The 20,210-nt window shown below is 61.6% G+C and carries 18 protein-coding genes; 2 read left to right on the top strand and 16 right to left on the bottom strand.

Translation table 11 applies throughout. The features are described from left to right. Positions 1 to 8 precede the first annotated feature (8 nt). The 3 genes from H6650_06570 to H6650_06560 form a co-directional block, all read right to left on the bottom strand. A complete protein-coding gene (locus tag H6650_06570; GenBank protein ID MCB8951664.1) occupies positions 9 to 1,667 on the bottom strand; it encodes a DUF4129 domain-containing protein in 1,659 nt (552 codons plus the stop codon). Between the two features lie 9 nt (positions 1,668 to 1,676). After that, positions 1,677 to 4,220, bottom strand: a complete 2,544-nt coding sequence (locus tag H6650_06565; GenBank protein MCB8951663.1) for an alpha/beta fold hydrolase — start codon at positions 4,218 to 4,220, stop codon at positions 1,677 to 1,679. Positions 4,221 to 4,341: 121 nt separating this feature from the next. After that, positions 4,342 to 4,920, bottom strand: a complete 579-nt coding sequence (locus H6650_06560; protein MCB8951662.1) for a shikimate kinase — start codon at positions 4,918 to 4,920, stop codon at positions 4,342 to 4,344. 246 nt (positions 4,921 to 5,166) lie between these two features. On the opposite strand from H6650_06560, the gene H6650_06555 reads away from it, so the two are divergent. After that, positions 5,167 to 6,369 carry a PD40 domain-containing protein gene (locus H6650_06555; protein MCB8951661.1) on the top strand — a complete coding sequence of 401 codons (1,203 nt, stop codon included), beginning with the start codon at positions 5,167 to 5,169 and terminating at the stop codon, positions 6,367 to 6,369. A 4-nt stretch (positions 6,370 to 6,373) separates the two neighbouring features. Here H6650_06555 and H6650_06550 read toward each other — a convergent pair whose 3' ends face one another. From H6650_06550 to H6650_06505, 10 genes are all read right to left on the bottom strand, one after another. Further along, positions 6,374 to 7,525, bottom strand: coding sequence for a glycosyltransferase family 4 protein (locus H6650_06550; GenBank protein ID MCB8951660.1), 1,152 nt, complete (start codon positions 7,523 to 7,525; stop codon positions 6,374 to 6,376). Between the two features lie 114 nt (positions 7,526 to 7,639). Next, the gene (locus tag H6650_06545) at positions 7,640 to 8,593 is read right to left on the bottom strand and encodes a glycosyltransferase family 2 protein (protein ID MCB8951659.1); all 954 of its coding nucleotides are present in this window, start codon (positions 8,591 to 8,593) and stop codon (positions 7,640 to 7,642) included. A 9-nt stretch (positions 8,594 to 8,602) separates the two neighbouring features. After that, positions 8,603 to 9,601, bottom strand: coding sequence for a polyprenyl synthetase family protein (locus tag H6650_06540; protein MCB8951658.1), 999 nt, complete (start codon positions 9,599 to 9,601; stop codon positions 8,603 to 8,605). A gap of 163 nt (positions 9,602 to 9,764) precedes the next feature. Next, on the bottom strand, positions 9,765 to 10,550 hold the full coding sequence (locus tag H6650_06535) for a TatD family hydrolase (GenBank protein ID MCB8951657.1): 786 nt from the start codon (positions 10,548 to 10,550) through the stop codon (positions 9,765 to 9,767). A 1-nt stretch (position 10,551) separates the two neighbouring features. After that, complete coding sequence (locus H6650_06530; GenBank protein MCB8951656.1) at positions 10,552 to 11,028, bottom strand: PaaI family thioesterase; 477 nt, start codon at positions 11,026 to 11,028, stop codon at positions 10,552 to 10,554. Between the two features lie 147 nt (positions 11,029 to 11,175). Further along, positions 11,176 to 12,597, bottom strand: coding sequence for a phosphoglucomutase/phosphomannomutase family protein (locus H6650_06525; GenBank protein ID MCB8951655.1), 1,422 nt, complete (start codon positions 12,595 to 12,597; stop codon positions 11,176 to 11,178). Positions 12,598 to 12,969: 372 nt separating this feature from the next. Beyond that, entirely contained in the window at positions 12,970 to 13,944 is a 975-nt protein-coding gene (gene gmd, locus H6650_06520) for a GDP-mannose 4,6-dehydratase (GenBank protein MCB8951654.1), read from the bottom strand. Positions 13,945 to 14,225: 281 nt separating this feature from the next. Next, a complete protein-coding gene (locus tag H6650_06515) occupies positions 14,226 to 15,008 on the bottom strand; it encodes a hypothetical protein (GenBank protein MCB8951653.1) in 783 nt (260 codons plus the stop codon). Between the two features lie 6 nt (positions 15,009 to 15,014). Continuing rightward, complete coding sequence (locus H6650_06510; protein MCB8951652.1) at positions 15,015 to 15,320, bottom strand: hypothetical protein; 306 nt, start codon at positions 15,318 to 15,320, stop codon at positions 15,015 to 15,017. A 39-nt stretch (positions 15,321 to 15,359) separates the two neighbouring features. Beyond that, entirely contained in the window at positions 15,360 to 16,343 is a 984-nt protein-coding gene (locus tag H6650_06505) for an NAD-dependent epimerase/dehydratase family protein (GenBank protein ID MCB8951651.1), read from the bottom strand. A gap of 145 nt (positions 16,344 to 16,488) precedes the next feature. Between H6650_06505 and H6650_06500 the strand changes: the two genes are divergently transcribed. Further along, positions 16,489 to 17,511 (top strand): hypothetical protein, encoded by a 1,023-nt coding sequence (locus H6650_06500; protein ID MCB8951650.1) that lies wholly within the window; start codon positions 16,489 to 16,491, stop codon positions 17,509 to 17,511. Between the two features lie 145 nt (positions 17,512 to 17,656). Here H6650_06500 and H6650_06495 read toward each other — a convergent pair whose 3' ends face one another. The 3 genes from H6650_06495 to H6650_06485 all read right to left on the bottom strand — a co-directional run bounded on the left by H6650_06495 (position 17,657) and on the right by H6650_06485 (position 20,164). Then, positions 17,657 to 18,745, bottom strand: coding sequence for a radical SAM protein (locus H6650_06495; protein MCB8951649.1), 1,089 nt, complete (start codon positions 18,743 to 18,745; stop codon positions 17,657 to 17,659). A 118-nt stretch (positions 18,746 to 18,863) separates the two neighbouring features. Then, the gene (locus H6650_06490) at positions 18,864 to 19,748 is read right to left on the bottom strand and encodes a glycosyltransferase (GenBank protein ID MCB8951648.1); all 885 of its coding nucleotides are present in this window, start codon (positions 19,746 to 19,748) and stop codon (positions 18,864 to 18,866) included. Between the two features lie 38 nt (positions 19,749 to 19,786). Next, complete coding sequence (locus H6650_06485; GenBank protein MCB8951647.1) at positions 19,787 to 20,164, bottom strand: hypothetical protein; 378 nt, start codon at positions 20,162 to 20,164, stop codon at positions 19,787 to 19,789. Positions 20,165 to 20,210 lie beyond the last annotated feature (46 nt).

The raw sequence follows: 20,210 nt of genomic DNA, 5'->3' as shown, positions 1-20,210 counted from the left end.
TCAATGTTCTATTCTCCCTTTGGCCGCTGGCGCAAACGGCTACGCACCTGCCGCCACGTTTGTTTGACGATGCCGGCATCTTCCTCCGCCAACACATGCCGACTATACCGCGCCTCCAGAAACGCCTCCGTCAGCGTCCCCACCTCCGCCTCCGCCTCCGGCCAATTCTCCCGCAAATCTTGCGCGAACTCCAGCGGCGTTTCCGACTCCGCCCGCGCCACGCCCCGCTCCCGCGCCCGTCGCACCGCCGCCAGATAAAAGAACCGGATTTGTTCGCGGGGGGAGAGGTTGCTGAGGCGGACGAAATTCCACGGCGGTTTGGGGGCCTCCAGTTCGATTTCCGGGGGGCGCATTTGCGCGGTGACGCGGCGGCGGATTTCGCCGACCTGGCCGCCCACCCCTTGCCAAAAGGCGCGCCACCACGTTATGAGCCGGTTCCAGAAGAGGGAAAATGCCGGCATTTTCACCCCCACCCCTCGCTCGCGCAAAAAGAAATACAGCGCCACCGCCGCCACCACCACCAACACAATCAAGAACAGCGCCCCCATCACCATGCTTGTGGTTTCGCTTGCCGGCAAAATCGTATCCTGAAAAATGGACGGCGCTTGTGGCGGGGCCGGAGTGGGCACATCCTCCGCCGCCGCCTGCGCACCCAAGAAAGGGGACAGCAGCAGCGAAAACAGGGAGATGAAAAAGGTGAAGATCGCGCCAACGAGGAGGAAGAGGACGCCCACGACGGCCTGCAAAATACGCGCCAGGCCAATGGTAGAACCAATGGGGAGGAAAGCAGCAATGCCGGCAATCGCCAACAGCAGCCACAAACTCAACCGATGCCACCGCTGCCACACCGCCGGCTGCGTCGTCACCCCCGTCGCCACCCAGCGCGCATATACCGCCGACAACCGCGCCTGGCTCAACAACCAAAGCCCAATCAAGAAGTAACTCACCAGCGCCAGCAGCATCTCCGACGACAACCCCAGCCGCGTCAGCCCGCGAAACGTACGCGCCAACTCGCTCAACTCAAACGTGGTAAATGCCGCGCAAATCCCCAGGAAAACGCCCATCCCCAACCAGGCCCGCAAAAACTGGTTCACCAGTTCCTGCCGCTCAAAATTGAATGGGTTGTAATGATCCGCGCCGCGCACCGCCGCCGGCTGGCGGTAATACGCCGCCTCGTCGATGCCCAGGGCCAACTGGCCGAAAATCGCGCTCAGGCTGAGGCTGCGCTCCCAGGCAATAAACGCCAGCAGCGCGTACACAAAAAACGGGCCATCCAACAACAGAAACGGATTTATCAGATAGTCCCGCCACAGCGCGGCGCGGGGCAGCCCACCGGCCACAAACCAGGTCAACAACCGCGCCACCAGAATAAGCACGATGATCTCCGCGACGCGGTACTGTGTGCGCGCCACCTGTCGCCTGTCTGGATGGTGTAGCCACAGCGTGGTCAGCGCCGATTGCAGCGCCACCAGGAACAAAAACCAACCCAACGGTCCCCAGGGACCTTCTGGGTCTCCCTGCCGGATCAGGCTGACGATGCCCGTAAGGAAAGCCGTGACCATTGCCGCCAACAACAACGGCTGCAGCACGCGGTAGGTGGCGGAATTGCCCACGTGGTACATCGGCGGCGGTTCGTTTCCGGGAGCGATGGGCGTTAAATCGGTCATTCTCGCTGCTCAGTTGCCCGATTCGCGGCGTCCGCCGTCCTCGTTCATTTCCTGCACCAACATGCGCCGCAGCACTTTGCCGATGAACGATTTGGGCAGTTCCTGGCGGAATTCAATCTCCCAGGGCACGGCGTAAGGTTCCAGCCGATGCCGGCACAATTCCAACAACTCTTCCGCCGTCAAGTTACTACCGGGACGCGGCACGACAAACGCCTTCACCTTCTGCCCGCCATCCGTCGTGCCCACGCCCACGACGGCCACTTCCATCACTTTGTTGTTTTCGTAAAGCACCTCTTCCACGTCGCGCGGGTAAACGCTGTAGTCGCCAAAAACGATGGTGTCTTTCTTGCGACTGATGATCTGAAAATAGCCGTCGGCGTCCTGCACGGCCACATCCCCCGTATCCAGCCATCCCTCCTTCAAACCGGAAGCGGGATGGTCCGGCGGCAGGGGGGATTGGGTCTGGGAGTTCCAGTAGCCCATCATGACCTGCGGTCCTTTGACCACGAGTTCGCCGATGCTGCCTGCCGGCATATCCGCCCCCGTCATCAAATCCACCACCTTCGCATCCGTATTCGGCAGCGGCACGCCAATCGAACCCGCCTTCCGCACCCCATACAGCGGATTCGCGTGCGTCACCGGGGACGCCTCCGTCAGCCCATACCCTTCCACCAGCCGCCCCCGCGTCAGCTTCTCAAATGCCTCCTGCACCTCCACCGGCAATGGCGCCGCGCCACTGATACACGCCCGAATTGAGGAAAGGCCATACTCGCGCACATTTGGGGCCTGATTCAGCGCCGTATACATCGAGGGCACGCCGGGGAAGATGGTTGGCTTGTGCGTCTTGATATGCTCCAGCACCTGCTCCAGATCAAACACGGGCAACAGCACAATCGTCGCCCCCAGCGCAATCGGCAGGTTCATGGCATTGGTCATGCCATAGCTGTGCAGCAGCGGAATCACGGAGAGGGACGTCTCCTGGCCATATTGCAGCCCCGGAACCCAATGGCGCGTTTGCAGCGTGTTGGCAACCAGATTGGCGTGCGAGAGGCAAACGCCCTTTGGCTCGTCCACCGTGCCGCTGGTGAAGATAATCGTCGCCATGTCCCCGCTCTTCACGACGACCTCCGGCGGGCTAATGGGCGCGTCACGCATCAGTTCCGACATGCGCTGCCCGATACTCTGTGATAACTCGTAATCCTGCTCTTCGCTGCCGGCAATTCCCCACCGATCCATCAGCTTGCGATACACAAAGCCGGACACCACCTGGCGAATATCCGCGAAAATGACGTATTCCACCTGTGACTGCGCCCGCACGGCCTGCGCCATGCGGCTAAAACTGTTCAGCGTGATGAAGATTTTCGCCCCCGTCTCCCCCACCAGCCGCACAATGCGCGCCGCGTCCGCGTCCGGATTGGGCAACACCACCACGCCGCCGATGCGCAAGATGGCGTAGTAGGCCACCACCATTTGCGGCATATTGGGCAGCACCACCATCACCCGGTCCCCCGGACGCACGCCCATGCCGTGCAAGACGTGGGCAAACTGGTTGACGCTTTCGTTTAGCTGCTGATAGGTCAGTTTTGTGCCATAAAACGAAAGGGCCACCCGCCGCGGCAACCAGCCCGCCGCGCTTTCCAGGAAGCTGGTCAAGGGATGGCGGGGGATAGGAATGGTCGGCGGCGTCTCCTTGCTGTAACTCTTCAACCAGACGCGGTTGGAAGCCGCGGCGGCGGGCGACAGATCGCGCCACGATTTCTGCTTTTCGTCACCCAGAAAGCGTTCAATCACGCGATTGACGGCGCTGTGCCGCTCCAACTGCACTTTGTGCTTGGCGGAGCCGATGTCGTAAATCTCCGCGTGCGGAACCGTTTTGCCCACGTCATCAAACACGTAGCGGGGAAAATAATTGTCCCGCTCCCCGGTGATGATCAACGTGGGCGTGGTGATGTTGCGCAGCAGCGACCACCCCTGCCAGTGGCGCATGTTGTTGCCCATCATGCGCTTGAGTACGTGGATTTCCGCGTCCCAGCGGGGGCGATAGGGCCACCAGGGGCGAAAAAAGGCGGCGGGGATGCGAAAGAGGAGGTTGGCGGCTTTGGGCAGCGGGTATTCGCCGGCGGTGGCGATGAGGATTAGCTTTTCCAACCGCTCCGGGTGGGCGTTGGCGTATTCGACGGCAATGGATCCACCAAAGGAATGGGCCGCCAGGACAAACGAGGGCAACTCCAGGTGCGTGGCGATGGCTTCCAGGTCGGCGACCATTTCGGACATGGTGTACGCCGTGTAGGGGGCGTCGCTCTGTCCGTGGCCGCGCAAATCGGGCGCGATGACGCGATAGCCGCGGGCGAAGTAGTTGATCTGGAACTCCCACGACTCCAGCACGCCGGCGAAGCCGTGCACAAACATGATGGTGCGCGTGGCGCCCTCCGGCCACAGGTCCAGGACGCTGAGGTAAGCGCCGGCGACGCCGGGGATGGGCACTTTGACGCGATAGAGGTCAAAATCAAGCTGGATGTCTTGCCGTTTGACGCCGCGAAGTTTCTTTTTCATGGGAGCCTCTGGGAGCGAGAGAGGAAAATGCCGGCACAGCTTCACACAACCGGAATCGACTCATAGTACCATATTTCACATCCGTGTAAAGCGGATGAAGGAAGGGTGGCAAACAAAACCTTCAGGGAATCGCCTTGTCCGCGCCGTACACGAGGTCCAGAATTTCGTCTCGGGTCTCCTCTGGCGACTTGCCCTCCGTATAGACCACAAATTTCGCCAGTTTCCGATTCGCGGGATGCTGCACGAAGTACGTATTCCAATCAAAGCCTTGCCCGAATGATCCCACCAGGTCCTGGGTACGTTCGTTCAGAATCTCAATCGACCGCTGCGCGTCCGGCGAGGGCAAGATAAGAATGACGTGGTCATAATCGGTCAGCGCCCGCTGCACCCGCGCAAAAAGCTCGCTGTTCTCGTTGACGGTATGTCCCGCCCCAAAATTGAAGATGCAGTTTTGATGCTCACTGAGGACGCGCTCCACGGCATGGGCATCAAACAGCTTCCAATAGAAGACGAGGGCGACAAAGCCACCCGTCTGACGAATGTGACGCGCCAGTGCCTCATCGTAGCCAATCTCCGCATAGTAACGCCAGCGAAGTTCATCCAGGGAGATATTGGGCACCCCTAGCTTCTCGGCCAAAAGGCGGCTTAGCGTGGATTTACCGGTTCTGACGGGTCCGATTAAGATGATGTCTGCCGGCATATTCGCCCTTATGGTTCGCGCAAGATTCACGTCGGATTATCCGGTAAGAAGAACCCTTCCAGCGCATCCGTCCCCTCCTCAGCAAAGCCCTTGTCAGCGGATGCGCCCTTGCCACGTTACAACTTCGAGACGGGCTATTGCCCGGCTCATCAATTGCCCGTCTTCAACGGAAAACGGTGGCGTCCAACGCCATCCATGTTACCATTAGCCATCCATTCCCACCACACCAGACCACGGCAAATCCTCATGAACCAACTCCTCCATGCCCCACATTCGCGCCCCCAACGCCACGCGCGGCTGGGCTGGCTGGCGCTCTGCCTGCTCCTCTGCGCCGTCGCCTGCCAGGGCGCGGCAACCACCCCTACGGTCACTCCCGCGGCGGCCACCGTGCCGGCAACGTCCGTGGCCATCACCGCCCCCACCGAAACACCGCCCTGCCCTCCGCCCGGCTCGTCCCATCTGCTCGCTTTTTCCGCCGATGGCGCGGTGCTCGCCTACGGCTATCAGGAATCGACGCGCAGCCGACTTTATCTGTTGGACATGGCCGCGGCGCGCGCGGGGACGGTGGGGGCGCTGCGATTGGTGGCGGATGATGGCTGGGCATTTTCCTGGGATGTGGCGGAGGATCGGTTGGTATATGCCGGCACGTCCGGGCGCACCCTCAACCTCCTCAACGCCAATGGGGAAGCAGCGGGCGAAATCGACATCGGCTGGCAGCACGCCTTCCCCGCCTGGTCCCCCACCGGCGACCAGGTCGCCCTCATCCACACCGACCGCCGCCGCGACGAAGCCGGACTGGCCGCCTCCGGCCTGATGCTGCTCACGCCAGACGGCGACAGCGACCCACTCATGCGCTTCAGCCTGCGCCAATTGGCCACGCTGCGTGGGGATGCCGCCGGCACTGCCCGCGACATCTTCAACAGTGGCCCCGCCTGGTCGCCCGATGGCCGGGACCTGGCCGTCGTTGCCGCCGATGGGCTGTATTGGCTGGCGGCGGCGGGGGGCGATCCCGTCCGCCTCACGGGTGAGGACATTTGCGCGCAGCAGCCGGCCTGGTCCCCCAGCGGCCAGCGTATCGCCTTTCTGTCTGCGCCACTGAATGCCGGCATCGACGCGGGCTGGGGATTGCAGACGACGCAGCCGGACGGCAGCGGGCAAGTCACGCTCGTCTCCAACCAGACTCTACATCTGCGGCAGTTCGCCTGGTCGCCCGATGGCGCGCACATCGCCTTCATCGCCGCCGCCGCCCCCGCCGAAGCCGCGCTGTACCTGATCAAGGTGGACGGCGACAGTTTAACAGCGCTGAGTGCGCCGGTGACGGGCGCGGCTGTGGCGGCGGCCTGGCTGCCGGATGGCTCGGCTATCGCCGTGCTGGTGGGGAATACGTTGGGGCTGATTGATCTGGGGAGCGCCGGTTGGTCCCGCCTGGGGACACTGCCGCAGCCGTAAACGGTCAGCGCCGGGCAACCATCTGGCGCAAATAGGCGGCGGTCTGGGCGGCGATTTTGTCCCAGGTGAACGGGTCGGCCAGTTGGTGCGCGCCGTGGCCCAGGCGGTCGCGCCAATCCGGGTGGGCGGCCAGGGTTTGGATGGCTTGCGCGAGGAGGTGGGGGGCATTTGCCGGCACAAACCACACATTCTCCCCATGCACCAACTCCGGCGTCGGGCTGCCCGGCTCCGTCGTAATCAACGGGCGGCCATGCGCCAACACCGCCATCAACGTCCCCCGCCGCAGCGAGACGCCATCCCGATACGGCATCACCATCAAGTCCGCCGCGTGCAAGTACGTGGAAACCGCCGCTTCGGGAACAAACCCCGTCCAATGCACGCGCGCGCCCAGGTCAAGCCGCGTGATCAGGTCGTCCAGTTCGGCGAAAAACGCCTGATTGGTGGTCGGATCGCTGGCTCCCGTGCGCCCACCGATAAAAACCAGATGCGTATGCGGCGGGCAAGCGGCCAGGGCCGTCAGCAGCGTATCCGCCCCCTTGCTGGGGTTGAGGAAGCCAAAATACCCTAGCAGCAGATCGTCCGGCGCAAGCCCCAACCGGTGACGCAGGTCGGCGATGGCCGTCGGCGCGGGCGTCGTCGCCGTAATGTTGCTGCCAATGGGAATCACGGTTGCGGCAATCCCCCACGCCGCCAGCGCGTCCGCGTCGGCGCGATTGGTGGCAATCACGCCATGCGCGTCGGCGGCCATCCGGCGCACCGCCAGACGGCGCAGCGGTCCCGCTTTGGGGAACAGGTAGGGCACGCGCAAGTCGTGGAATGTAACTACCGTGGGAACCAATCCTTTCAGCCGCCAGGGGGCCAGATTGATAGCCGGATGGCGCATGTTATAGGCTGCCGCCTGGTATTGGATGTTCACCACATCCAACTCTTTTTCCATCACCAGGTCGGCCAGCAGCCCCACATCCCGCCAGCGCCAACGGTACGCGCGCGGATACAGGTGGGCAAACGCCAATTCCACGGGTTGCCGCAGCAGGTTGAGGCGGCGCGGCGTGTCTGGCGGGCGGGCGCGGCTGTTGGTAAAGATGGTCACGTCGTGACCCAGGGCGGCCAACGCCCGCGCCAATTCTTGCGTAAACGCACCCACCCCGCCTTCCATGGGGGGATACTCACCTGTAACGAGTCCAATCTTTAGCATAAACACGAGTGGAGATCGGACCCATTTTCTCTAAAATGGTCCAATCTCCAGAGAACGTTAGTAGTTACGTTGGCGTTACCCGGCGGGCGGCAGACCGGAACGCAACACCTGCCAATAGGATCGGACCCGCTGCCAGCGCAGGGCGCGGCGGTGGCCGAGGAGTCCTTTGGCTGCTTCCAACCCAAGCTGCCCGGCGTAGCTGTTTAGCAAGAAAAGGCGCAGCATGAGGGCGGCGGCCCGTCCGTGGTACTTTTGGAAATAGCGCAGTTTGGCGCGTTGGAAGTTGACGTGCCGCGCCGTGACGGCTTGTTCGCTGCTCTTGCCGACGTGGTGCATGATTTGCGCGGCGGGGAAGTAGACCACGCGCCATCCGGCGGCCTTGACGCGCCGGCACCAGTCCAATTCTTCGGAGTACATGAAGTACGCTTCGTCCATGTCCCCTATCTGCCCCACAACCTCGCGCCGCGTCATGATGGCCGCGCCGACGAGCCAGTCCACGTCGGCGATCTGGTCGTCGGGGATGTCCTCGGCGTAGTAGCGGCGCAGGATGGCGGCGGGTGCGTAGGGTTGCAGCCAGGTGGATTCAAAGAAGGCGGTGAGGAGGGTGGGAAAACGGCGGCGGGAGGATTGGACGGAGCCATCGCTGTTGCGCAACTGGGGACCAATCATGCCCACGTCAGGGTGGGCGTCGAGGTAGGCGACGAGGCGCGGCAGGGCGTCGCCGATGACTTCCGTGTCCGGGTTCAGCAGCATAAGGTAGCGGCCTGCGGCCTGGATCAGGCCGATGTTGTTGCCACGGGGGAAGCCCACGTTTTCGGCGCAGGGGATGAGGTGAACGTGGGGGAATTCGCGGGCGACCATTTCGGCGCTGCCGTCACTGGAGGCGCTGTCCACGACGATGATGTCCAGGTTTAGCTCGCCTGCGTTGTCCCGGATGGCATGAAGGCAACGGCGCAGCAGGTCACGCACGTTCCAACTGACGATGATGATGGAGAGATCGATGGGACTGTGTGGCGCGGAAGGAGGCATGAAGGCTAATTAGAGGTCGCGGGCTACGATGTATTCGGCCAGGGATTCCAGAGCGTCTCGTTGGGAGGATGCCGGCATTATCCGCAAAGAACGACGCGCCTCATTCACAAAATCCCGCGCCTCCGCCAGCGCCAGCGAAATCGCTTCCGACTCCCGCACCGCCGCCAATGCCTGCGCCAGTCGTTCCGGGTCCCGTTTGTGCCCATTCAGCACACTCACCACGCGATCATCCTCAGGGTATTGCTCCAGGAAATAGAGCGTGGGCAGCGTCACCAGCCCCTGGCGCAAATCACTCCCCAGCGGCTTCCCCACCGCCGTTTCCTTGCCCACAAAATCGAGAATATCGTCCACGATCTGAAAGGCCATGCCCAATTTTTCCCCAAAGCGGCGCATTTCCGCGATCACCCCCTCGTCGTCCGTTGCCAGAACCGCGGCAGCCTCGCCGGCCAGAGAAAACAGCGACGCCGTTTTGGCATAAATGCGATCATAATACGCCTGACGCTCCCGTTCACCGCTGCGCCCCTCAAAAAGCTGGTTCAATTCGCCATTGCAAATCGTCATCAGGCATTGGGCGAACAGCGACATGACACGCACACTGCCCGTGGCGGCGGCCAACTGCGCGGCGCGGGCAAAAATGAAGTCGCCGGTGAGAATGGTGGCCCCCGGAGACCAGGTAGCATTCAGGGTGCTGACACCGCGCCGCAGCAACGCCCCGTCGATGATGTCGTCATGCACCAGGCTGGCCGTATGCAGCAATTCCACCGCGCCGGCCAGATCAATGAGCGCCGCTTCCGGTGCTTTCATGGCGTCGCCGGTGAGCAGCGTCACCGCCGGGCGGGCGCGTTTGCCACCGCTCTGTAGCAGATATTGCAAGGCCGACACCAGGGCCGGATGCGCGATAACGGTCATCTCGCGCATGCGCGCTTCCACCTGCTGCAATTGCGCCTGAATAGGCTCAAAGATGTCGATTGCGTCTGCTTTTTTCACGTCAAGTTGTGCGGTTTGCATGAAACAGTAACTTCTCGGTTGATAGGGCCGGCGGGCATTTTCAGATTGGTTCATTCGCCAAGAAAGAACCAATCTTGACTCTACTGAAAAAAGGCCAAAAACCGGGTTTTTACACATCGGCCGGACACTCGAAAAACCCGGTTTTTTCAGTGACGGATATGGCCTAAAAGTTTGCGCCCAACCCAGGGAAGAGGCGAATGGCATTCGCCGTGGTCTGGGCGGCAAAGGCGGTCTCGGAAACGCCTCGCTCCGCCGCCAGCCGCGCCGCGATGTAGAGGACGTAGGCGGGTTCGTTGCGTTGGCCGCGGTAGGGATGGGGCGTCAGAAATGGCGCATCCGTCTCTACCAGGATGCGTTCTTCGGGAACGCGCACAGCCACGGCTCGCAGCGCGTCTGCTTTTTTGAAGGTGACGGGACCCGTGAATCCCAGATAAAAGCCGGCGGCGAGGGCCTGCTGGGCCAGTTCCCAGGTGGCGGCAAAGGAGTGCAGGACACCGGCTTCCGCGCGCCCGGCCAGGGGAGAGTCCATGAGCAGGCGCAACAGATCGGGGTCTGATTCCCGATTGTGAACGATGGCGGGGAGATGAAGCTCCGCCGCCAGCGCTAATTGTGCCGCAAAAGCGCGGTGCTGTACAGTTTTTGGGGCCAGATCCCAGTAGTAGTCTAGCCCAATTTCCCCAATTGCCACGCATTTTTCATGCCGCGCCAATAAACGGAGAGTCGCCAGCCACCGGTCATCCCAATCGGCGCAGGAGTTGGGGTGGACGCCCAGGGCGGCGTAGACGCTCTCGTAGTTTTCGGCGAGGTGGAGAACAGCCTGCCAGTTGTCGGGATGGAGGGCGGGAACGATGATGCGGCGCACGCCGACGGCGGCGGCGCGGGCGATCACGGCGGGAAGGTCGTCGTGAAAGCGGTCAAAGTCGAGGTGGCAGTGGGTGTCGATGAGCATGTCAGGGTTGGCGTAGGAAAGATGCCGGCATTTGCACAACCACCACCTCCCCCCGCGCCGTCTCCACGCCTTCCGCCCACAGAGAGCAAACCACGACCGTCTTCCGCCCCTTAATCTCCTTCACCCGCGCGCGCACCTCCAGCGGACCATCCAACGGCGTCGGGCGCAAATAATCCACATGCAGCGACGCCGTCACGTAGCGGGGCACGGGTTCCGACCCCATCTCCCGCCCCTCGGCGCGGTAGACCGCCGCCGAAGCCGTCCCCGTGCTGTGGCAATCAATCAAGGAAGCAATCAAGCCGCCATAAACGTAGCCCGGTATGGCCGTGTGGTATGGGCGTGGCTGAAAAACGCACACCGCCTCCTCGCCATCCCAGTGACTCTTGATCTGCAGCCCATGTTCATTGAGACGACCGCAGCCATAGCAATGACTGGTGTCATCAGGATAATAATCTTGAAACGCTTTTGATTGGGTCATATCGGGTAGATGGTCAAACCGTCCCGGAAGCTCGCGCCGGTTAGCATCTGGTCAGCTTCCGGGAAGGTGGTGGTGAATGGAAGTTCAGGGTCGAACCTTCCCGGAAGCTCGCGCCAATTAGCATCTGGTCAGCTTCCGGGAAGGTGGTTATCGCAGGCCGGCGATACGCATACCGTCCGCCAGGATCGCCTCAACCCGGTCTTCGTGGGTGGTTTCGCAGTAGACGCGGATGATGGGTTCCGTGCCGCTAAAACGGATCAACAGCCAGCCGCCATCTTCCATCACAAACTGGAAGCCATCAATGGTGATTTTGTCCACCACGCGCAGGCCGCCAATCGTGGTCGGTTGCGCCGCGGCAACCAACGCCTGCGTTTCCGCGCGGCGGCTCTGGTCAAAGCGCGTGTCAATACGCTGGTAGTAATGCGGTCCCACGAGCGCAAAAAGCGTGTCCAGAAGCTGCGATGGCTTTTGCCCGGTGCGCACCATCATATCCAGCAGGTACAGCCCGGCGAGAATGCCGTCTCGCTCCGGCACGTGGCCGCGAAAAGCGTAGCCGCCGCTCTCTTCACCACCCACCAGCGCGTCCACTTCCATCATCTTCGGCGCGATGTATTTGAAGCCCACGCCCGTTTCGTACACGGGCACGTTGTAGATGGCGGCCAGTTTGTTTAGCATTTTCGTGGTGGAGATCGTTTTCACGATGGGGCCACGCTGGCCGCGAACCTCCAGCAAGTAGTAGCCGATCAGGCCGTAGACGCGCAGTTGGTCAATGAAACGCCCCTGCTCATCGCCAAAGCCAACACGGTCGGCGTCGCCATCGTTGATCACGGCCACGTCCGCGCCCAGGCGGGAGACGAAGCTGAGGCCGTGGTCCACGTTGGGCGGAATCGGCTCCGGGCGAGACATGTGCGGGAAAATGGGGTTGCGCTCGTTGTGGACTTCATGGATGGTTGTCTGGCCGCCGGCCAACAGCATGGGGAACCAGCCCGCGCCATTGCCCCACATACAGTCCACCAGCACGCCAAAGCCCGCCGCCTTGATCGGCGCCAGGTCTACCAGGCGGTGAAGCTGGCGCACATAGGCGGGACTGGCGTCGAAGACCGTCACCAGTCCATCGGTGCGCGCGTCGTCCAACTTCATGCGGCGCACGCCGGCCATATCCGGCGGGATGAGGCGCTCGATTTGCTGCAACTGCGCCGGGGCAATCGCGCCGCCGTGGGGATCGCGTACTTTGAAGCCGCAATCTTCGGGCGGGTTGTGGCTGGCGGTGATATTGATCGCGCCGCCCGCCTGTTTGTCTACGACGGCATAGGAAATGGTGGGCGTGGGGGTGGCCCCATCGGTGAGCCAGACGTGGACGCCGTTGGCGGCGAGTACTTCCGCGGCGGCGGCGGCAAAATTGTTGGCGTGGAACCGTTTGTCGTAGCCGATGATGACGCCCTGTTGCGCCAATCCTTGCCGGTGCATGTAGGCGGCGAATCCTTGGGCGCAGCGGCGCACGTTGTCAAACGTATAATCCTCGGCAATGCGCCCGCGCCAACCGTCGGTGCCGAATTTGATTGTGTGCATGGTGTCTCCTTGCAGCATAGTGGTGAGTGGATGGTGGATTGTTGGCAGCACACCAATTGCAAAGGGTGATCGGAATCATGTCCCGGTATCTGGGGATGAAAGACTACAAAAGTCTTGGCCGGGCGTATGGATGCCAAGACGGGTTGGTGACTTTTGTCGTCTGTTTTCAGGACCGGTAACTGCTAACGCTCTCTGGAGATTGGACCCATTTCAGGCGCTCAATGGCCATTTTCACCAGAGCAGATGGGTCCAATCTGGCTTAGGACTGACGATGAAATACAGTACAGAATGGCATCGTCAGTTTGCGGGAACGGTAAGGGAACAACTTCGTTGTCTTATTTGATTTCCGTTCCTTAGCCGTTACCAGGAGCGTTACATGGGCGTGCGGCCATCTTCTAGCATTTTGATGTCGGCGTCTACCATCATGCGCACGAGTCCGGCGAAGGTGATGCGTGGTTCCCATCCCAGTTCGCGGCCCGCTTTGCCGGCATCTCCCACCAACAAATCCACTTCCGCCGGACGCATGAAGCGCGGGTCCTGCACCACGTAGTCGCGCCAATCGAGATCAACGTAGCCAAACGCCTCCTCCAGGAAATCTTGCACCGAATGCGTTTCGCCCGTGGCGATGACGTAATCGGACGGGTCGTCGTGCTGTAACATGCGCCACATCGCTTCCACGTAGTCGCCGGCAAAACCCCAATCGCGGCGGGAGTCTAGATTGCCCAGTCGCAGTTCATCGGTCAAGCCGAGCTTAATTCTGGCGACGTGGTGGGTGATCTTGCGCGTGACGAATTCCAGGCCACGGCGCGGGCTTTCGTGATTGAAGAGAATGCCGGAAACGGCGTGCAAATCGTAGCTTTCGCGGTAGTTGACGGTGATCCAATGTCCGTAAACTTTAGCCACGCCGTAGGGGCTGCGCGGGTAAAAGGGCGTCGTTTCCTTTTGCGGCACTTCGCGCACTTTGCCGAACATCTCGCTGGAGCTGGCCTGGTAGAAGCGAATGCGGGGGTCCACGATGCGTATGGCGTCCAGGATGCGGGTCACGCCGAGGGCGGTGACTTCGCCGGTGAAGACGGGCTGCGTCCAGGAGGTTTGGACGAAGGATTGCGCCGCCAGGTTGTAGATTTCGTCGGGGCGGTGTTCTTCCAGAATGTGGACAAGGGAAACCTGATCCAGCATGTCGCCGTTGGCGAGGGTGATTTGGTCCTGGATGTGGGCGATGCGGTGGAAGTTGATTGTGCTGGTGCGGCGCACCATGCCCACGACTTCATACCCTTGTTTGAGCAGAAAGTCAGCCAGATAGGAACCGTCCTGGCCGGTGATACCGGTAATGAGTGCTTTAGGCACGGGGCCTCCTTCGAAAGTAGTGGACGGGTGGTTGACAGTTGGTCGTGTCAGCAGTGCCACCCGTTCGCGGATGAAACGCGATTTGGGTCAAGCGCAAGCCGCGACTGTTTTCGTCTATGATGGCTTGGGCATGTACGCAACCAAGCAATGCGTCGCGGCTCATCGCGTTTCGTTCGGAAATAGTTGTCAGTGGTAAGTTGGCGGGCACGAGTGATCGGCGTATGTTGTCTGAGAAATTTATCACAGATGGTGCGAAGATTATAGCCGAGGCAGGTGGGCGGTCAAGTTGACGTGGGCTGCATGAGGGCGTAGATGATGTGGGATTGGGCGCGGCGGATAGATGCCGGCATCCACCACTCCAACCGCGCATACCATTCCAACCCCCACATCGCCGCCCCCTCCAACCGGCCGCTGCTCGCCTGCGCCCGCTGCGCCTCGCTGCGCGTCACCCCTGGCGGGAACGGAGGCATGTCCACAAAACCGGCGCGCATCCGCCAGCCGGAACCCGCATTAAGCGCTATTGCCTCCTCCAGGCGCAGCCCCGTCAAGCCGCTCACATTGGTGTGTCCCGCGTTCTCCGCGTTGGGGCAAAATAGCCCAACCAGGGAGGCGCGCGCCTGCAATTGGGCTGTGTAGGCCATGCGCGCGGGTGGGGGCAGCCGCTGCAGCAGTTCGGACGAGAGCGCCAGGTCAAAATCGCCCGGCAGTTCCGCCATTGTCGGCCAATCCCCCACGAGGACGAACTGTGGACGTAATGCCGGCAGCAAGCCACCTTCCTGCGCCCGATCCAACGCCTCCCGCGCCTTTTGTAGCGCCGCCGGACGTTCATCGGCAATGGTCAGCGCCGCGCCCCACTCCGCCGCCAGCAGCCAGAAATCAAAGCTAAGACCATACTTCTGCGGCAGACCGGCGACCAGCAGGCGGCGGGGTCGCCAGGCGGCGGGCAGCCAGCGGGACATGGCCAGCCGTTTGGCGAAGTATTCGTAGGCAGTCCCTACGCCCTCGCCTTCGGCCAGCGCCAGCGCATAGAGGGATTTGATGGAACGATAGGGCAGTTTGTGCATGGCGAATTACTTGTCCGGATCCGCGGCGCGGGCGGGGCGCTCGTAGGTCATGACGGGGCGGTAGACACAGGTGCAGCGGTTCCCTCGTGGGCAGTCCGGCAGAGGCACGCGCGGCGCGTCGTCCGGGCTATATACGCGGTCGGGGAAGAGAGCTTGGGCCGCCGGGCAACCATCCGCCTGCACTTCCAGGCGCACGCCAACGATGGAGCCGCCGGCCTTCATGCCCAGGCGATAGGCGGCCAGGGTTTTTTCGGCGTAGTCGGCGGGTTTTTGCATGTTGTGTTGGTATTTTTTCAGCCAGTCGAAGGTCATGGGAGGGTCTCGTGCGGTATGAGGTATGAGGTGTGCTTTTTAGAGGCGTTTTTGTTGGTGATACCAGGCGATGGTGCGGGTGATGCCGGTGGGCAGGTCGGTTTGGGGTTGGTAGCCGAGTTCGCGCGTGGCGCGGGCGTAGGAGAAGCGGCGATGTTCGCGGAAGAAGGCGACGCCGGTGCGGCTGAGGGGGACGGGGCGGTGGGTGATTTTGCCGGCATTTTCCAATGCCCACGCACCCAAATACGCCAGCCAGACCGGTACATTCAGGCGCGGCGGGGGCACATCCAGGGCGGCGGCGATGGTTTGCGCCAGTTCGCGGAACGTCACAGGACGTGGTCCCATGATGTGGTACGCCGCGCCGGGCCGCCCGTGCCGCCAACAGGCGAGCATCCCGGCCACGGCGTCGTCAATGTAGGTGGGGTGGCAGGTGTTGTGGCCGCCGCCAATGTAAAAGAATTGCTGCCGCTGAATGGCGCGAAAGAGGCCAAAAACGTGCCAGTCGCCGGGGCCGTAGACGAATTCCGGGCGGGCGATGGTCACGGGCAGCCCGGCGGCGGCGAATCGCCGGGCTACGTGCTCGGCGTCCGCTTTGCTGCGTTCGTAGGGGTTGCTGGGGGCCAGGGGCGCGGTTTCGTCCAGGGGGGCGGCGGTGGGCGAGAGCGGCCCCAGCACGCCGGCGCTGCTGATGTGCAGGATGCGGGGGCGCGCGCCGCTGTTGTGGATGGCCTGGAGGATGTTTTCCGTGCCGGCAACGTTGATCTGCTGGTAGGTGGATTCGGGGGTGTTGGCCTGGCCGAGAATGCCGGCAGCGTGAATCACGCCATCGGCAGCCGCAAACAGTCCGGCCAGCGTATCCGGCTGCGTCATCTCCGCCGTGTGGATGGTTACGGGCAGCCCATGCAGGCGATGGCGATCAGAGCCGGCGCGGGCGATGACGTGGACGTCCGCTCCCTGTCGCAATAGTTCTTGCGTCAACGCGGCCCCTAAGAAGCCGGTTCCTCCGGTTACGACAACTTTCATGCCCCGAGTTTACGGGAAAAATGGGTATCGATCCACCTGTTTCTCGCACCATTGGCTGACGAATCCCCTACAGCGGGGGCGGTTTGTGGTCTTGCCACGCCGTGGCTACAATTCGATGAATGGCGGCGTCAGGAGTGAATACGATATGCGACAAATGGTGATCAGTCTGGTGATTTTGTTGGGCGTGGTGGCGGCTGCCGGCAGGTCAGGCGCGGCGCAAGGGGATGTGGCGGTTTTTGTGCCGCTGTTGTTGCACACGGGTGCGCCGCCTGTTTTGCCGGAAGCGGTGTTGGTGGTGACGGAGAATGCCGGCATCAACGCCAGCACCTTCGCTCCCCATTCCTTCACCCTCAGCAACAACGCCCCCGGCAGCCTCACCATTACGCAAGCGCGCATTGACCTGCGTGCCGCCATCCTGCCCGACCTGGTTTTTGACCCGCTGGGCGTCGCCGGCGACCTCGTCGCCAAAGATTTGCAGATTGACGGCATGGCCCAACCGGTCGGCTTCCTCGGTCACAACTACAGCAGCCCGCACGATGGCGGCTATGACATCCTCGACCTCCATTTTGATGATTTTGATCCGGGGGAAAGCGTTTCGTTTTCCGTGGATGTCGATCCGACGAGTATTCGTGGTGTTACCGGGCCAGGTCCTGGTGATGCCGGCAGCATTTCCGGGCTAGAAATGTCGGGAGCCATCGTCACCATCACCTTTGACGATGGCAGCAGCATCACCGCCGCCCTCTCGCCCATTCCCGACAGCCTCAGCGGCGCGATGGCATTGGTGCGCGCGGACGTCCCCGCCGCGCCAACGATACAGGTCATGGGCGTCGCCGCGCCTCCTGCGACGGTGCAGGACGCGACGCAACAGGTGCGCGTGATGGGGACGCCAGGGATGACGGTGCATCTCCTGGTGGCCGAGGGCGGGTTGCTGACGGCGGGCGTGCCGGGGGGAGGGTTTGATCTGGACGCCTACGAGGTGAATAGTTTGTTGGGTGTGAATTATTACGCGGGGGTGGTGGATAATGCCGGCATCTTAGACATCCCCATCACCCTCACCCGCAGCCACGACGACGGCGGGCGCAACGTGATCACGGCCAGTTTGCAGGACATCTTCGGCCAACGCGGCGACCCCGCCACGCCCATCGTTCTGGAACTGAGTAACAATTAATGGGTGAATGGGTAAATGGGCGAATGGTTATGAGGCATCTGGGGGACCTGATCCATGAGACCTTCTCGGAAGCCATTTCAGGCCAAGAGCGTCTCATTATTCACGTCCTTTAGCATCAAACAGCTTCCGGGAAGGTGGCAAGCCATCATCTTTTCGTTACTACTTTCGTGCCTACCCGGGCCAGCGTGGGGACATCGTGCAGCATGTTCGTGTAAGAAGCATTCGCCAGCGGGCAGTAGCACTCCTTGGCGGCAATGCTGCGCCGTACTTCCTTGATTTTCTCCCCAAACCAGATAGCGGCGAAATCATAGTTGTGGTCGCGCAGATTGCCCAGATCGTCGGCGCGCACGCAGCAGGGCCAGACCGTGCCATCGGCGTAAATCTGGGCGCTGGCCCAACCGGCATAGCAATCGATCACCTGATCCTGCTCCTCCAAAATGCGTTTCACCAGCTTGTAGTACTCCACGCGGAACGCCTCCGTGATGCGTGACACGCCGCGATACTGGTGCGTGTTGACGTAGGCGATCAGGCGGTCGATAGCGGCGGCGTAGGCGGCTTTGTCCGGCGTAATCGGCAATCCCACCGTATCCAACTCCACGCGCGGCTCGGCGATCTCCGTAATGAACTGATCCGCCCCGGATCGGTCCGCGTAGGCGATCAGCTCGTCCAGGTCGTGCACGTTGAACACGGACACGACGGAGTGAATACCTACTGCCAGGTTGGGGAATTCGCGCCGCAGGTCAAAATACTGCTGCAGCCGCTCCTCAAACTTCTCGAAGTTGCCCATCACCCCGCGAATGAAATCATGTTTTTCACCCACACCATCGAGCGAGAGGTTGATGATCAACTGGCTTTCCGGGCAGCTCTCCAGAATAGCGCGCACGCGATCTGGGCCACTGCGCAGGATGCCATTCGTGGGGATGTTGATGATGCCGGGGCGGCAGTGTTGATAGACAAGCTGCGCCAGTTCCACGATTTTGGGGAACATCAACGGCTCGCCGCCGCTGATGGTGAACCAGTATGGCGCGGGTCCGAGGGAGGCGAGAACCTTGTCCCACTCGTCCAGGGTCAGTTCATTTTCCCGCTTCATCCAGATGTTACAGGTGAGGCAGCGGGAGTTGCACTTGGGAGACGGGGACAGGGTGATGTTGACGGGCAGCGTTTGCGGCCAGCCAAACCGCCGATAAAGCTGATAGGCTGGTATTTTTGCCAGGACGCCTAGCATGGATTTCATAGGCTGTGGTTGAGACGCGGAGCGCGCCATGTTCGAAGACAGTTACGGCTTGCGCCGCTGAAGCAGACGCGCTTGTCCGCGTCCTTCCGCGCTCGTCCGCGTCCTGTCTTCGAGAGGGTCAGGAGGTTTCCAGTTTTTTGGTGGAGGTGGCTACTTCCCAGACGGTGTGGTCACGCTGCTGCTTATGGTCGCGCCAGCCGAGAAAGCGGCCATACGCTTCCAGGGCCACCACGGTCCAGGTCCACATAAGCTGTTTGGGTCGCCAGTCGAGGTGGCGCAGCAGGAGTCGCAGCACTTTTCCCCCGCTCATGGTGCTGACGGAGTAGCCCAGCAGGATTTTCACGTCCAGGTGGCCGGAGTAGATGCGGCGGCGCTGGCGCAAGAAGTCGGCTACGGTTTCAGGGCCTTTGTTGGCGACGATGGCATCGGCCACGTAGCGGACGCGATAGCCTTGTGCGCGGATGACGGGTTCGATGCTGGCTTCGTCTACGGAGGTTTTGTAGGGGATGCGTTCGAAGATTTTGCGAAAGGCGATCATCTCGCCGGCTTTGAAGGAGCGCAGGTTGATCTCGTGGTGCAGGTTCCAGAGCATGTGGGCGGCGAAGCCCATGAAGGTGTTGGGGTCGTTGACGGGGACGGGGCGGCAGCTTGTCATGCCGATTTCGGGGTCTGCAAAGGGGGAAACGAGTTGTTCGATGGCGTCAAATGCCGGCAATAAATCCGCGCTACAAATCACCACCACCTTCTCGCTCAGGTCACGCAGAATCAGGTTAATCGCCGATGCCTTGCCCTCGCGCTTTTCCTGCGATAGCAGGCGCACGCGGGCGTCCTGCTGCTCAAACTGGCGCACAATCGCCTCGGTATTGTCCGTGCAACCACTGGCGACAACAATGATTTCGCGCGGCTCTACCGTGACGAGTTTCTGGTCCAAAATGCGCTGCAAGAGCTTGCCGATATTGGCCTCCTCATTGTGCGCCGTGATACCGATAGTACAGGGAATCATGAGCATCTTCGCCGCGTCAATGCGCGGCCCACTCCATGTTAATTGCCTGGCCGCGGCGGCTCAGACGCGAGATGTGCAAGCCGCTGGGAGAATTCCGCCATGCTGTCCGTCACCGCCGCTTCGCGGAGCAGCAAGCGCAAGAATTCCGCGTGCGTTAAGGCCATTACCTGCGCGGTCAACCCCGTTGGCAGCACGCTGAACCGCACTTGAAGCAAATCCAAGATGGCCTCCTGCAACGCCTGCACACGCCCTTGAGCCACGCCTCGCTCAATTCCTCGCTCAATTCCTTCCGCGATCCACTGTTGGGCGACAGTCTGCATCATCTCACTTCCTTTGTCCGCCAGCGTCGTTTGCACAACATTCGTCATGTCATCGCGGGTTATGTGCGCCCCGGCGATGCCAATATAATACAACACTGTATGGAGATATTCCAACGTTGAGTTCACTGAAAAAACCGGGTTT

The sequence above is a fragment of the Ardenticatenales bacterium genome, from assembly GCA_020634515.1.
GTDB lineage: Bacteria > Chloroflexota > Anaerolineae > Promineifilales > Promineifilaceae > JAGVTM01.
The sequence above is the reverse complement of the archived record's forward strand: the minus strand, read 5'-3'. Positions and strand labels throughout refer to the sequence as shown.